Here is a 12,652-nt window from a genome sequence, read left to right on the forward strand (position 1 = left end):
GTGAAAGTAAGGTTCTCTAATGCGTTATTGGCAGATATCTTAGATGAAGTACGCCCTTTGATTGGCCAAGGAAAAGTAGCAGATTACATTCCTGCTCTGGCGGAAGTTCCGATAAATAATCTGGCGATGGCTATCTGTACGGTAGATGGTCAGGTCTTTAAAGCGGGAGATGCGGAAAAACGTTTCTCCATTCAGTCTGTTTCTAAGGTATTGAGCCTGACACTGGCAATGACACGCTATAAAGAAGAGGATATCTGGCAGCGAGTAGGCACAGAGCCTTCGGGGCAACCATTTAACTCATTGGTGCAGTTGGAACTGGAAAAAGGTATTCCCCGTAATCCCTTTATTAATGCCGGAGCATTGGTTATCTGTGATATGTTGCAATCACGCCTGAGTGCGCCTAAGCATAGGATGCTGGAGTTTGTACGTAGTCTCACAGGGCAAAAAGATATTGGTTATGATGAAGTTGTTGCCCGTTCAGAAATGGAACATTCTAGCCGTAATGCGGCCATTGCTTATCTGATGAAGTCATTCGGTAATTTTGAAAATGATGTGCTTACAGTACTGCAAACTTATTTCCAGTATTGTGCTCTGAAAATGAATTGTGTTGAATTATCTCAATGCTTTATTTACTTGGCGAATAAGGGACGGATGATCGATTCCGGTCAGCAAATTTTAAGTCTCCGACAAACCCGCCAGATCAATGCGCTAATGTTGACCTGTGGCATGTATGATGGTTCAGGCGAATTTGCTTTCAGGATTGGAATGCCCGGGAAATCAGGCGTTGGCGGGGGGATTGTCTGTGTTGTTCCGGGAGAGTTTACTGTAACAGTATGGTCTCCGGAACTGGATCGTGCGGGTAACTCTCTGGCTGGTTGTGCAGCATTGGAAAAATTAGCCGCCCGCATCGGACGTTCCATTTTTTAACTTGAAACATTAGCAGCTAATTGCAGTAGCTCTGAATAGAAGATAGAGGAGTGCAACGCTGAGGAGAACAGGAGAAGGTATGTTACGAAAAATTGTGGTTGCGGCATCACTGGTATTTGCTGTTCAGGCACAGGCTGGCTCAGAGTGCCGGACGACACTCAAAGATGACATTATTGTCACGGCCGATTCAGTTCAGATGATTGGTGAAAACAGGAGCCTGAAAATTATGCCAGATGGTTCTGTCTTTCGTAATGGTAAAGCACTATCGCTGAATGCCGATCAACGCAGCAAAGCAAAACAGTTTCAGCAACTTACCCGGCAGGATTTACCATGGGTGAAAAAAGAGGCTTTAAACCATCTCACAGACGCCCGTCAGGCGTTGGATAAAGTTGTCACTGAAACGATGGGAAAAGATAGCAATATCCGTGTTCGTTTGACTCAGCTGGAATCTGGTTTGAATAAGCAAATTGATAAAGTATTGGAAGCCCGTCCTGATGGTATTTTTTTCCATTACAAGGCAATCAAACAGATAGAAACGGAAGGAAAGGATCTTATCCAGCAGAGTTTGGGTGGAATATTGCAGGACAGTATTAACGAAATGAGCCGTAAAACAAGCAATCAAAATGGTGACGGCAAACAGATGTTAATGTCTCTTCTCGGCGGGCTGGGAGGTATGCAGAATGGCTTTGAGGCAGAATGGAAAAAGCAGGAAAAAGAGCTAAAACGCTTTAAAGGAGAAGTGTGCGATAAAGCCAATAAACTGGAACAGTTGCGCACCAGCTTTTTGAATTCCATTAACTAAATCACAGTATTTCATATCAAATAAGAATCATGATGAAATTGATTCTTATTTGATTGACATCCTATATTGGGCATCTAGAATGCAAATCACTTTTTATACACATGATTACTTCAGGTGCCCTAATGAAAAAAATCCTGCCGATTATTTTAGCCTCATTATTTTCTGTTACTAGTCATTCCGCATTTAGCCAGCAATCTACAACATTTACGCCAAATTCAGTCATCACTCAGTCCGGGGATTATCTCACGGTAAAACATCATTCCGGAGAAACTAAGGTTAAGAAAAATCCTCAGCGAGTGGTTTTATTTGACTTCGGTACTTACGATTCAATGGCCAAATTAGGGCTATCTGAGCGTGTTATTGCACTGCCGAAAGAAAGTTTGCCTGAATATGTGAGTAGTCACGTATCTGAAAAGATGAATGATGCTGGCGGAATGAAATCTCCGGATTTAGAAAAACTGGCTGAAATAAAACCGGATTTAATTGTGATCACCGGGCGTCAGGATGATTTTTATGATCGTTTATCCCAAATTGCACCTACAGTGGATTTAAGCACGGATAATAAAAACTACCTGCCATCTGTTGAAAATAATCTGAAGCTATTAGGTGAACTGTTCGATAAACAAGATGCAGTAAAAGCACAGCAGGCTGATTTAGAAAAAACGATAACGACTGCGCAGGAAAAAGCAAAATCTTCAAATAACAAGGTGCTGGTTTTATTACATAATGCTGGCGAGTTATACCCGAATAATCAAACCGTTGTTTACAATGTGGTGAAAGCGCAGCGCGCTGAATTACCACCGAAATCAGATAACGATAAGAGTCGTCTTGTCACTGCGGAAATGATTGCTCAGGCAAATCCTGATGTCATCTTTATTATTGATCGCAGTAAAGCGATTGGAGCAGGGGAGTTAACAAAAGCTCAGTTTGAAACCGTTCAGGTGAAGTCAACCAACGCTTATAAAAATGGCAAGATAGTCTATCTGCAACCTGATTTATGGTATCTGTCTGGTGGCGGGGTAGAGAGCCTGACGCGTCAGGTGAATGCAATCGCTGATGCTTTGTAATCATACTGATTAAATGTGTTCATAAAATAAGGCTGCTCCTTGAGTTTCAAGGGCAGCCTTATTTTTGCAGAAGTCATTTTTACAGAAATAGTGCCATAAAAACGTTCTACAAAAACATTTCTAATAACGAATTCAGGAATAATTTTCCGTGTTTCGTGATCTGCCAGTGTGTATCACTTTCAGTGATATAACCTTTTGCCAGCGCCGCGTCGATTTGTTGCCGAATAGTGCTTTCCGGTAATCCGGTAAAATCACTGAAATCCTTTCGTGGCATTGCTTCCAGCAAACGAAAACGGTTCATGAAAAATTCAAATGGACGATCATCGTGATCCACTTGATGTTGCTTATCCAAATAACGCCCTTGCATATAACCGCGCGGATGTTTGGTTTTCACTGTGCGCAGAATACGCCCGTCTTCAAACGATATTTTTCCGTGGGCACCGCAGCCAATTCCCAGATAATCACCAAACCGCCAGTAGTTCAGATTATGCTGACATTGATAATCCTGTTTGGCATAGGCTGAGGTTTCGTACTGTTGATAGCCAGCTTCTGTCAATAACTTATGCCCTTGAGAGAAAATGTCCCATAGCGCATCATCATCTGGCAGGACTGGCGGGCGTGAGCCAAAACTGGTATTGGGTTCAATCGTCAGCTGATACCACGACAAATGAGGTGGTGAGAGTTCAATAGCCTGACGTAAATCGTTCAGCGCTTCATCCAGTGTCTGGTTAGGCAGGCCATGCATCAAATCAAGGTTGAAACTGCGCAGACCAAGGCTATCCGCCAGCCGCGCAGCTCGTTTTGCTTCTTCCGGGCCATGAATGCGCCCTAAGCGGATAAGCTTATCTGAGCCAAAACTTTGTACACCGATTGAAATCCGGTTAATACCAGCCTGTTGATAAGCACTGAAACGGTCAGCTTCAACCGTTCCCGGATTTGCTTCCATAGTAATTTCTGCCTGCGGAGAGAGGGGTAGTAGCTCCCTGACACCATCAAGCAACCGTTGCATTCCTTCCGCACTAAGCAAACTGGGCGTACCTCCACCGATAAAGATAGTGGAGACTTCCCGTCCCTCAACCATTGGCAAATCATGACGTAAATCTGCCAGCAGATGTTCGACATATTCCTGATGTGGTACATCCCCCTTTAATGCATGTGAATTGAAATCACAATAAGGGCACTTTTGCACACACCATGGAATATGAATATAAAGACTTAATGGTGGTAATTTAAGCATTACGCATGGCTTCCAACAGCATTTTTAAGGCTTGTCCACGATGTGAAATAGCACTTTTTTGTTCACGGCTTAATTCTGCTGCTGTACAGCCAAATTCCGGTGCGTAGAAAACCGGATCATAACCAAAACCGCCATTACCGGCTGGTTCACGGGTAATGAAACCAGACCAGCGACCGTGGAAGACCAGAGGGGTAGGATCTTCTGCATGGCGTAAATAAACCAGAACACAATTGAATTGTGCCTGACGTTGGTCATCAGGAACATCGCTCATGGCTTCCAGTAGTTTTTCCAGATTCTCCTGATCGGAGGCATCGGCTCCCGCATAACGAGCGGAATAAATACCGGGGGCACCACCGAGAGCATTGACGGATAGCCCTGAATCGTCAGCAATCGCAGGTAAACCGGTGACTGCCGCAGCATGACGGGCTTTAATGATGGCATTTTCAATAAAGGTTAAACCGGTTTCATCTGCGGAATCTACACCCAATTCAGTCTGAGCGACGATATCTAAACCAAAGTCAGCCAGTAAACCAGCCAGCTCCCGTACTTTGCCAGCATTTCCTGTGGCAAGAACAACTTTCTGCATTGTTTCTATCCAATTAACTTATTATTTATTAACCAATTAAGCTCGGAATTAACCACGCTAAAACATCAGCACGGAGAGCATTTAGCGCATACAGGATCAGAATCACAATCATGGCTGAGAAATCTAATCCTCCCATAGAAGGGAGAATCCGACGGATAGGAGCCATCAGTGGTTCTGTTAATTGGAGCAGAACGTAATCCACAGGGTTACGCCCCTGACTGATCCAGCTCAATAATGCGCGGGCAATCACAAGCCAGAATACCAGTTTTCCTGCGGCAGTCAGCAGTTCAATTATTCCAAGAGGGAATAGCTGGACAAGAAATTGTCCTGTTGCTAACCAGTAAGGCAGCATCAGTTTGAGCATGACGAGGATGTAAGCAAAAACAACCGATGCTGTATCAATAGGGCCAATAGCGGGAAGAACCCTACGTAATGGGCGTACCACGGGTTGGGTGATTTTAACGATAAATTGTGAGAACGGATTGTAAAAATCACAACGTACCCATTGCATCCAGACTCGAAGCAGTAAAACTGCGGTATATAAATCCAGAACTGTAAAAAAGAGAAAGTTTAAGAATTGCATGTAGCAGCCCTGATCAAATTATATTGGTTGTTTAAAATAATTTTTCCATTTCCTGTGCCCGGCGTATTGCTCCCTGCATAGCTTGGGATACAACTTCCGGCAGATGGTTTTCATAAAAAACGCGTAATGCCTCGGCAGTTGTACCACCTTTAGATGTTACCTGTTCGCGCAGGATAGCAAAAGGAAGTTCTGCCTGTGATTCAGCAAGTTTAGCTGAACCCATAGCCGTTTGCAGAACCAGTTCTCTGGCTGTTTGGCTGTCGAAGCCCAGACGCTCTGCTTCCTGTTGCATCGATTCCATAAACAGGAAGAAATAAGCCGGAGCACTCCCGGCAACGGCAATAATATCATTGATGCCTTTTTCATCGTTTACCCAGCAGACTTTGCCGACACTGTTCATTAATACCTCAGCAAACTGGCGATCATATTGATTGACCTGTTCAGGTGCGAACATGCCGCTGATCCCTTGCCCGATAAGCGAGGGCGTATTTGGCATAATGCGGATAATATTGAGATTTTCCTGCAAAAATGAGTAAAAACGGGAAAGAGGAATACCGGCGGCAATAGAAAGAACAAGTTTTTGCTCGAAATTGACTTGTGAACGCAAGGAACTACAAACTTCTTCCATCATTTGGGGCTTAACAGCCAAAACAATAACATCAGCTTCCTGAGCATAGCGAATATTGTCACTCTGGCTGTTGATGCCATATTTTTCTGCCAGAACATCACGGCGAATGGTATTGGGCGAGCAGACAGTGATTTGTTTGGCAGGATAGCCTTTGTTGATCAGACCCGCGATGATGGCATGAGCCATATTCCCCGCGCCGATAAACGTGATTTTTCTATTTTCCATGAAGAAATCGTCTCGAATATTAATGAGTTAATGTTGAGCTGTTAATTAACTTGCTGTAGACCCATATTCGCGGGCACCAAAAATGGCGGTTCCTATGCGAACTAAGGTTGAGCCACTGGCGATAGCGGCTTCCATATCATCAGTCATCCCCATAGAAAGTGTATCTATCCGTGGGTATTGTGCCTTTAATTTAATAAAAGCCTGTTCCATCCGACGAAAAATAGCGGTTTGCCGTTCATAATCTTCTTCTGGCGCAGGGATGGCCATCAGACCACGTAATACCAGATTAGGTAGTAAATCAACTGTTGCAGCCAGTTCCTCAAGTTCTTCCAGAAGAATACCTGACTTACTGTTTTCCCCACTGATATTAATCTGAATGAGGATATTGAGCGGAGCCATGCTTTCAGGGCGTTGCTCACTTAAACGCTGGGCGATTTTTAATCGGTCGATAGTATGGCACCAGTCGAAGTGTTCGGCCACTAAACGACTTTTATTAGACTGTAAAGGGCCGATAAAGTGCCACACCAAATCGTTGTGGTTAGCGAACAGTTGAATTTTTTCAACCCCTTCCTGAACGTAATTCTCGCCAAACTCCCTCTGGCCTGTGGCTATCGCTTTTGCGATGGCTTCCGCAGGTTTGGTTTTACTGACTGCAAGCAATGTAATTTCTTCTGGAGAGCGCCCGCATTTCTGAGCTGCAAGGGCGATGTTGTTCCTGACATCGTGAAGATTTTGTTCGATATTGTGCATAAGAAACTCAGGAGATTAAAAAATGAATATGGAAAAGTTAGTGGCCCTTAGTGTAAAGCATAATGCCTCCGATCTGCATCTTTGTGTCGGGAAAGTACCAATTTTGCGCATCAACGATGTGTTATACCCTCAGACACATTTGGCAGAGATTGATAATGACTTCATTAATACATGGAGCAACGGAATATTATCTGAAGAACAACAGCGGCAATTGAGGAGCACAGGGCATGTTGATTTTGTCGTGGAAATGTCGAATAAAAGAAGACTCAGAGGGAATTTATTCTATCAGCAGGAGTACCTTTCATTGGTATTACGGTTAATTTCTGACAAGTGCCCGACTCTGGAACAGCTATATGCACCAGATATTATTCAGCGCCTTGTTTTACCGGAGGAAAAGGGACTGGCAGAAAATGGGTTGATATTAGTAACAGGTGCAACCGGAAGCGGTAAATCAACAACATTATCAGCGATGATTAACACTCTTAATAATCATGTCAGAAAACATATCATTACACTGGAAGACCCGATAGAGTTTGTTCACCTAAGCAGGAATTGTCTGATACAGCAAAGGCAAATCGGGGAAAATGTGCCGGATTATCAGACTGCGCTGAAAGGGGCACTAAGACAGGATCCTGATGTCATTCTGTTGGGTGAGTTGCGTGATAAAGAAACGATCCGGTTGGCGCTAACTGCCGCTGAAACGGGTCATTTGGTTTTATCAACACTACATACCCGTGGAGCAATTCAGGCCATAGATCGGCTGGTGGATGTATTTCCCGTAGATGAGAAAGGATGGATATGCGCTCAGCTGGCAGGCAGTTTAAAAGCAGTTATTGCCCAGCAACTGCTTCCTGCTAAGGATGGAGGGAGAGTGGCTATTTATGAAATTTTAGTTGTCAATCAGGCTGTCAGCCATTTGATCAGGGAAGGGAAAAACCACCAGATAGCAACGTTAATGCAAACCGGAGCCGCTTGCGGAATGCAAACCTACGAGCAGAGCCGCCAACAACGCAGATTATCGGGATTGCTGGCGGAATAGCTGGCAAAATAGTGGAACAAATTCCTATGATTATAACTTCACTGTATTATTGGTTTACGATAATAATCTATTAATTATAAATAGCTTTTTATTATCAACAATGTTGCTCAAACCAGCTTTCCAAAATGACGACAGCAGAAGTGGAATCAACTTTGCCTTTATCAAGAGCACGATATCCGCCATGAGCAAATAGATGAGAGCGCGCTTCTACCGTTGTTAATCGTTCATCGTGCAGTTCAACCTGAACACCAAAGCGGCCATGTATACGATTAGCAAATTTTTTGGCCTGTGCAGTGACTGGCTGTTCGGTGCCATCCATATTGAGTGGCAGACCAACAATGACTAAATCTGGCTGCCATTCTTTGAGGAGCTTCTCAATCAGATCCCAATTAGGAGAACCCTCTTTGGCCTTGAAAGAATCTAGTGCTCTGGCTGTGCCGGTTATTTCTTGTCCTATAGCAGCACCAATACTGCGGGTACCGAAATCGAATGCGATCACTGTGCGGTTTTTCATCAGGCATGTCCTGCTTGTAATGCGAGATTGTGGATATTAATTCCCAATAAGGATGCAGCTTCACGCCAGCGATCAGCAACGGGGGTATTGAAAATAATTGAGGGATCAGCATTGACAGTAAGCCAGCTATTTTCCATAACTTCTTTTTCCAGCTGACCTTTTTCCCAGCCGGCATACCCCAGTGTCATTAAAATATTTTTCGGCTGACGTGGAGTGCCTAATGCTTCGAGCATATCTTTGGAGGTCGTTACCATCGTCTCATCAGAGATTCGTATACTGGAACTAAATCCGGACAGTGGCGTATGTAAAATAAAACCATGTTCTTCAGATAACGGTCCACCCGCCATAACCGGGCTGTTCAGATTGATGTTATCGTCTCTGTCTTCGGCAGAGATTTCTAATTTCTCAAGGATCCCCTGAATAGAAACCTGAGCTATTGGCTTATTGATAATTAACCCCATCGCACCGTTTTGATCATGTTCGCAGATATAAACTACAGAACGGTTGAAATAAGGATCAGTGAGCGAAGGCATAGCAATAAGGAAATGGTGCTGTAAGTTCATGTTTTTTGATGATGATTTTTACGATAAATGAATAAGGTGGCCCACACAGTATGCGAGCCTATACCCTTCGTCTTTCAAGCTGCCTCTTTGTTGGCTACGTTCGCTCACCCCAGTCACATAGTTATCTATGCTCCTGGGGGTTTACTCCCTTGCCGCCGCGATGCAACTCGAAATCCATTGGGTATATATCTATATAATAAATGGCAAATGCTACCAGGAAATGGCACCAGTTTAGCCTATTATACCGTTTGTTTACCCAATCGTTTTTCAATTGCATTCATCAGCATACCCGTAACAGAGACCTCAGGGAAAGCCGCTTCTATTTCACGTGCACACGTTGGGCTAGTAACGTTGATTTCTGTCAGACGATCGCCAATGATATCAAGCCCGACAAAAATTAATCCTTTTTCTTTCAGTACAGGTGCGACAGCGCGCGCTATTGCCCAGTCACTTTCTGACAGAGGTCGGGCTTCACCGCGTCCGCCTGCTGCGAGGTTTCCTCGTGTCTCACCTTGTGCCGGAATACGGGCGAGACAGTAAGGTACAGGTTCGCCGTCCACAACCAGAACTCGCTTATCTCCATCCTTAATAGCTGGCAGGAAGTTTTGTGCCATACAGAAGTGGCTGCCATGATTTGTCAGTGTTTCAATAATCACACCGACGTTAGGGTCATCTTGTTTCAGACGGAAAATAGAAGCGCCACCCATGCCATCTAATGGTTTAAAAATAACATCACCATGTTTTTGATGGAATTCACGCAGTGTGCTGGCGTTACGTGTTACCAGCGTATCCGGCGTTAGCTCAGGGAACCATGCAGTAAACAGTTTTTCATTACAGTCACGCAGGCTTTGTGGCTTGTTGACGATCAGGCTTCCTTTAACTTCAGCCCGTTCCAGAATATAAGTCGCGTAGATGAACTCAGTATCAAAAGGCGGGTCTTTGCGCATCAGGATAACATTCAGTGTATCAAGGGCAATATCCTGTTCATGACCAAACTGATACCACTGCTGAGGGTTTTCTTCCACAGTCAGCAAACGGGTGCGCGCACGGCCTTCCCCCTGATGCAGATAGAGATCATTCATCTCCATGTAATGGACTTCCCATCCACGTTTCTGTGCTTCCAGCAGCATGGCAAAACTAGTGTCTTTCTTAATATTGATGGATGAAATTGGATCCATCACTATACCGAGCTTGATCATTCTTTCTCCTTAACCCAGATCACCAAAACGAACTTGTAGTGCTGTAATTGCAGTGAGTGCCGTAGTTTCTGTCCGCAGGACACGAGGACCTAACAGGATATCAGTAAACTGGTGATTTGCCGTCATTTCTATTTCTTCGGCGGATAATCCCCCTTCCGGGCCAATCAGTAGGCGTACCTTTTCCACTGGCAACGGTAGAGTATTGATACTTTGGCTGGCACGAGGGTGCAGATTTAATTTTAGGCTGTTATCGGTTTCTGCACACCACGCTTCGAGTGACATAACCGGTCGGATCTCAGGGATCTGATTACGTCCGCATTGTTCACAGGCAGAAATTGCTATTTTTTTCCACTGTTGCAGTTTTTTTTCCAGCCTTTCCGCATCCAGTTTTACACCACAGCGTTCAGAAAGTAGTGGCGTGATAGTGTTAACACCCAGCTCCACCGATTTTTGGATGGTGAATTCCATTTTTTCACCGCGGGACATAACCTGACCCAGATGCAGATCTAATGGTGATTCGTGATCAGCCAACTCCCCTGTATGGATATATACTTTGACCGTCTTTTTACTGGCTTCTGTAATTTCTGCATTAAAAACCTGATTGCTTCCATCAAAGAGCTGCAACCGTTGACCGTTACTCATTCTAAGTACACGGCCAACATGGTTGGCGGCATCATCACTAAGGCTAATTTCAGCTCCTACAGTGAGAGGATCAGGGTGATAGATGCGGGGAATTCGCATATTTTTCTTTCCTTTTTTCTCCGGATAACCCCGGTATGGCATATGCTGCCATGATAAAGGAGCGCTGGTAGCCTAATCAAGTTGTCTATCAGGCAAAAAGACCTTGCGAGCTGGCTCGCATATTTATTTCATAATGGCAGTTTTAATAGATTTTTCATTGCTAATGACCTGTGGGAAAATTTAATATTCACCGTGTTCTGATTAACGTCAGGAAATAAATAAGGGATATCATTACAGGGATGTTATTTATGGAAGAAGTATTGAGCATTTTCGTGGATGGAAAAAATCAGTGGTTCAATAATCCAGTTAATCTGAATGATATAATAATTTCGTTTTTTTGCATTACTTTAGTTTTCTTAGCCATTATTGATATAAAGACTTATCAGTTACCAGATGTTTTCACTCAGCCTTTATTATGGTTCGGATTGGTGTTTAATAGCGGTGATAATTTAATTCCGATCAAGAGTGCGATATATGGCGCCATATCAGGGTATTTATTTTTGTGGGTATTATATTGGTTATGTCGGTGTATTTTTAAGAAAGAGGGGGTTGGCTATGGTGATTTAAAGCTGGCTGCTGCAATAGGAGCATGGATTGGTATAGAGATGATCCCTGTGTTGATGCTTCTGTCTTCAATCTCCGGACTGTTAGGGTTTGCGATTATCTGGCTGAAAAGGAGAAGTTATCCAGGGTTTATTGCTTTTGGGCCTTATCTTTGTTTTTCTGCCATACTTTTGATGTTTTTTTATCTATCTGGGATTAATATTATCGAGCTAGCTCAAGTTTAGATAACTCAGCATATTGTATATAGTCAGAAAACGATAGAAATATTACAGCTTAAAAGAGTGTACTATGACACTAAAAATAACAGCATTATTAGAAAATCAGGTTTTTGCACCCTACAAAGGAAGCTTAATCAATAAGCAGGGGTTAAGCTTATTAATTCAGGATCAAGAAAATACAATTCTTTTTGATACCGGCCCAGATGGCAGTTTTATCGATAACGCAAAGAAATTAAATATAGATTTATCGAAGATTTCTACAGTTATTGTTTCTCATGGTCATTTTGACCACTGTGGAGGTCTACCTTTTTTTTCTACGAACGCTAAAGTTATTTGTCATCCGGAGGTGAAAAACGAAAGATATTATGGTTGGTTAATAACGAAAAATAATGCTATGAAATTTAAAAAATTATCCAGACAGGTTAATTATGCCAATTTCGACACTTTTTTTTCAAAAGATGAAACTCACATTAATGATAGCTTTATTTATTCAGGTGAGATTAAAAAAGAAGAAAGTAAAAGTTATGGTGTGATTGCAGGTGAGAATTACTCTCCTGATTTTGTCAAAGATGAAGGAGCTTTAATTTATAAATCTCGACACGGATTAATTATTTTTATTGGCTGCGGGCATCGTGGTGTTATCGATATGGTTGAATTTTGTAAATCTATAACGGGTATCGATAAGGTCTATGCCATTATTGGCGGTTTACATTTACGTTATGCTTCTCCCTTGAAGCTATTGCGTATCAGGCGATATATTAAAAAAGAAAATATACAGCATATTTATGCTTGTCACTGTAGTGGTAGATGGGGAAGGTTATGGTTACCGAATGCGAAGAATCTTTCTACTGGGCAATCTATTGAACTTGGTTAGTATTAATTGGGAAATGAATGTAAGAATTGAAAATATGGGAGAGAGCAGGATTAGAGCCTATAGTACACATTAATTACATGGTAGATGTTAAAAGCATCTAATGTATTGGGCTACTTTCTGCATACAATAGATGTT

The 12,652-nt window shown here is 43.0% G+C and carries 15 protein-coding genes; 6 read left to right on the forward strand and 9 right to left on the reverse strand.

Annotated features, from left to right (window positions below):
- From glsB to AACX38_RS18310, 3 genes are all read left to right on the forward strand, one after another.
- Positions 1-927 carry a glutaminase B gene (gene glsB, locus AACX38_RS18300; RefSeq protein ID WP_099110808.1) on the forward strand — a complete coding sequence of 309 codons (927 nt, stop codon included), beginning with the start codon at positions 1-3 and terminating at the stop codon, positions 925-927.
- A 79-nt stretch (positions 928-1,006) separates the two neighbouring features.
- Positions 1,007-1,729: a DUF2884 family protein gene (locus AACX38_RS18305; RefSeq protein ID WP_099119864.1), complete on the forward strand. Its 723-nt coding sequence runs from the start codon at positions 1,007-1,009 to the stop codon at positions 1,727-1,729.
- A gap of 122 nt (positions 1,730-1,851) precedes the next feature.
- The gene (locus tag AACX38_RS18310; RefSeq protein WP_228863219.1) at positions 1,852-2,796 is read left to right on the forward strand and encodes a siderophore ABC transporter substrate-binding protein; all 945 of its coding nucleotides are present in this window, start codon (positions 1,852-1,854) and stop codon (positions 2,794-2,796) included.
- A 106-nt stretch (positions 2,797-2,902) separates the two neighbouring features.
- On the opposite strand, the gene hemW is transcribed toward AACX38_RS18310, so the two are convergent.
- From hemW to AACX38_RS18335, 5 genes are read right to left on the reverse strand one after another with little or no spacing between them, the layout of a single operon-like run.
- Positions 2,903-4,033, reverse strand: a complete 1,131-nt coding sequence (gene hemW, locus AACX38_RS18315) for a radical SAM family heme chaperone HemW (protein ID WP_228863220.1) — start codon at positions 4,031-4,033, stop codon at positions 2,903-2,905.
- The gene (locus AACX38_RS18320; protein ID WP_228863221.1) at positions 4,026-4,619 is read right to left on the reverse strand and encodes an XTP/dITP diphosphatase; all 594 of its coding nucleotides are present in this window, start codon (positions 4,617-4,619) and stop codon (positions 4,026-4,028) included. The genes hemW and AACX38_RS18320 overlap by 8 nt, the downstream gene beginning before the upstream one ends.
- Before the next feature lie 28 nt (positions 4,620-4,647).
- Complete coding sequence (locus AACX38_RS18325) at positions 4,648-5,202, reverse strand: YggT family protein (RefSeq protein WP_099119868.1); 555 nt, start codon at positions 5,200-5,202, stop codon at positions 4,648-4,650.
- 31 nt (positions 5,203-5,233) lie between these two features.
- The gene (gene proC / locus AACX38_RS18330) at positions 5,234-6,055 is read right to left on the reverse strand and encodes a pyrroline-5-carboxylate reductase (RefSeq protein WP_228863222.1); all 822 of its coding nucleotides are present in this window, start codon (positions 6,053-6,055) and stop codon (positions 5,234-5,236) included.
- 45 nt (positions 6,056-6,100) lie between these two features.
- Complete coding sequence (locus AACX38_RS18335) at positions 6,101-6,805, reverse strand: YggS family pyridoxal phosphate-dependent enzyme (RefSeq protein ID WP_228863223.1); 705 nt, start codon at positions 6,803-6,805, stop codon at positions 6,101-6,103.
- A gap of 22 nt (positions 6,806-6,827) precedes the next feature.
- Between AACX38_RS18335 and AACX38_RS18340 the strand changes: the two genes are divergently transcribed.
- On the forward strand, positions 6,828-7,844 hold the full coding sequence (locus tag AACX38_RS18340; RefSeq protein WP_228863224.1) for a type IV pilus twitching motility protein PilT: 1,017 nt from the start codon (positions 6,828-6,830) through the stop codon (positions 7,842-7,844).
- Between the two features lie 94 nt (positions 7,845-7,938).
- On the opposite strand, the gene ruvX is transcribed toward AACX38_RS18340, so the two are convergent.
- The 4 genes from ruvX to rsmE form a co-directional block, all read right to left on the reverse strand.
- Positions 7,939-8,358, reverse strand: a complete 420-nt coding sequence (ruvX, locus tag AACX38_RS18345) for a Holliday junction resolvase RuvX (protein WP_228858297.1) — start codon at positions 8,356-8,358, stop codon at positions 7,939-7,941.
- Complete coding sequence (locus tag AACX38_RS18350) at positions 8,358-8,921, reverse strand: YqgE/AlgH family protein (RefSeq protein WP_228863225.1); 564 nt, start codon at positions 8,919-8,921, stop codon at positions 8,358-8,360. The genes ruvX and AACX38_RS18350 overlap by 1 nt, the downstream gene beginning before the upstream one ends.
- 239 nt (positions 8,922-9,160) lie before the next feature.
- Positions 9,161-10,120, reverse strand: coding sequence for a glutathione synthase (gene gshB, locus AACX38_RS18355; protein WP_228863226.1), 960 nt, complete (start codon positions 10,118-10,120; stop codon positions 9,161-9,163).
- Between the two features lie 9 nt (positions 10,121-10,129).
- Positions 10,130-10,861, reverse strand: a complete 732-nt coding sequence (gene rsmE, locus AACX38_RS18360; RefSeq protein WP_228863227.1) for a 16S rRNA (uracil(1498)-N(3))-methyltransferase — start codon at positions 10,859-10,861, stop codon at positions 10,130-10,132.
- Positions 10,862-11,109: 248 nt separating this feature from the next.
- Here rsmE and AACX38_RS18365 point away from each other — a divergent pair, with 248 nt between their 5' ends.
- Together AACX38_RS18365 and AACX38_RS18370 are read left to right on the forward strand one after the other, a co-directional pair.
- The gene (locus AACX38_RS18365; protein WP_228863228.1) at positions 11,110-11,649 is read left to right on the forward strand and encodes a prepilin peptidase; all 540 of its coding nucleotides are present in this window, start codon (positions 11,110-11,112) and stop codon (positions 11,647-11,649) included.
- A gap of 64 nt (positions 11,650-11,713) precedes the next feature.
- Positions 11,714-12,517, forward strand: coding sequence for an MBL fold metallo-hydrolase (locus tag AACX38_RS18370; RefSeq protein WP_228863229.1), 804 nt, complete (start codon positions 11,714-11,716; stop codon positions 12,515-12,517).
- The last annotated feature ends 135 nt before the right edge of the window (positions 12,518-12,652 follow it).

The sequence above is a fragment of the Xenorhabdus sp. PB30.3 genome, assembly GCF_963895965.1.
Lineage (GTDB): Bacteria > Pseudomonadota > Gammaproteobacteria > Enterobacterales > Enterobacteriaceae > Xenorhabdus > Xenorhabdus stockiae.

Excerpts from the sequence above, each read along its gene's own strand:
- AACX38_RS18305 (WP_099119864.1), top strand. The coding sequence starts at position 1,007 with ATGTTACGAAAAATTGTGGTTGCGGCATCACTGGTATTTGCTGTTCAG.
- AACX38_RS18310 (WP_228863219.1), top strand. The coding sequence starts at position 1,852 with ATGAAAAAAATCCTGCCGATTATTTTAGCCTCATTATTTTCTGTTACT.
- hemW (WP_228863220.1), bottom strand. The coding sequence starts at position 4,033 with ATGCTTAAATTACCACCATTAAGTCTTTATATTCATATTCCATGGTGT.
- AACX38_RS18320 (WP_228863221.1), bottom strand. The coding sequence starts at position 4,619 with ATGCAGAAAGTTGTTCTTGCCACAGGAAATGCTGGCAAAGTACGGGAG.
- AACX38_RS18325 (WP_099119868.1), bottom strand. The coding sequence starts at position 5,202 with ATGCAATTCTTAAACTTTCTCTTTTTTACAGTTCTGGATTTATATACC.
- proC (WP_228863222.1), bottom strand. The coding sequence starts at position 6,055 with ATGGAAAATAGAAAAATCACGTTTATCGGCGCGGGGAATATGGCTCAT.
- AACX38_RS18335 (WP_228863223.1), bottom strand. The coding sequence starts at position 6,805 with ATGCACAATATCGAACAAAATCTTCACGATGTCAGGAACAACATCGCC.
- AACX38_RS18340 (WP_228863224.1), top strand. The coding sequence starts at position 6,828 with ATGAATATGGAAAAGTTAGTGGCCCTTAGTGTAAAGCATAATGCCTCC.
- ruvX (WP_228858297.1), bottom strand. The coding sequence starts at position 8,358 with ATGAAAAACCGCACAGTGATCGCATTCGATTTCGGTACCCGCAGTATT.
- AACX38_RS18350 (WP_228863225.1), bottom strand. The coding sequence starts at position 8,921 with ATGAACTTACAGCACCATTTCCTTATTGCTATGCCTTCGCTCACTGAT.
- gshB (WP_228863226.1), bottom strand. The coding sequence starts at position 10,120 with ATGATCAAGCTCGGTATAGTGATGGATCCAATTTCATCCATCAATATT.
- rsmE (WP_228863227.1), bottom strand. The coding sequence starts at position 10,861 with ATGCGAATTCCCCGCATCTATCACCCTGATCCTCTCACTGTAGGAGCT.
- AACX38_RS18365 (WP_228863228.1), top strand. The coding sequence starts at position 11,110 with ATGGAAGAAGTATTGAGCATTTTCGTGGATGGAAAAAATCAGTGGTTC.
- AACX38_RS18370 (WP_228863229.1), top strand. The coding sequence starts at position 11,714 with ATGACACTAAAAATAACAGCATTATTAGAAAATCAGGTTTTTGCACCC.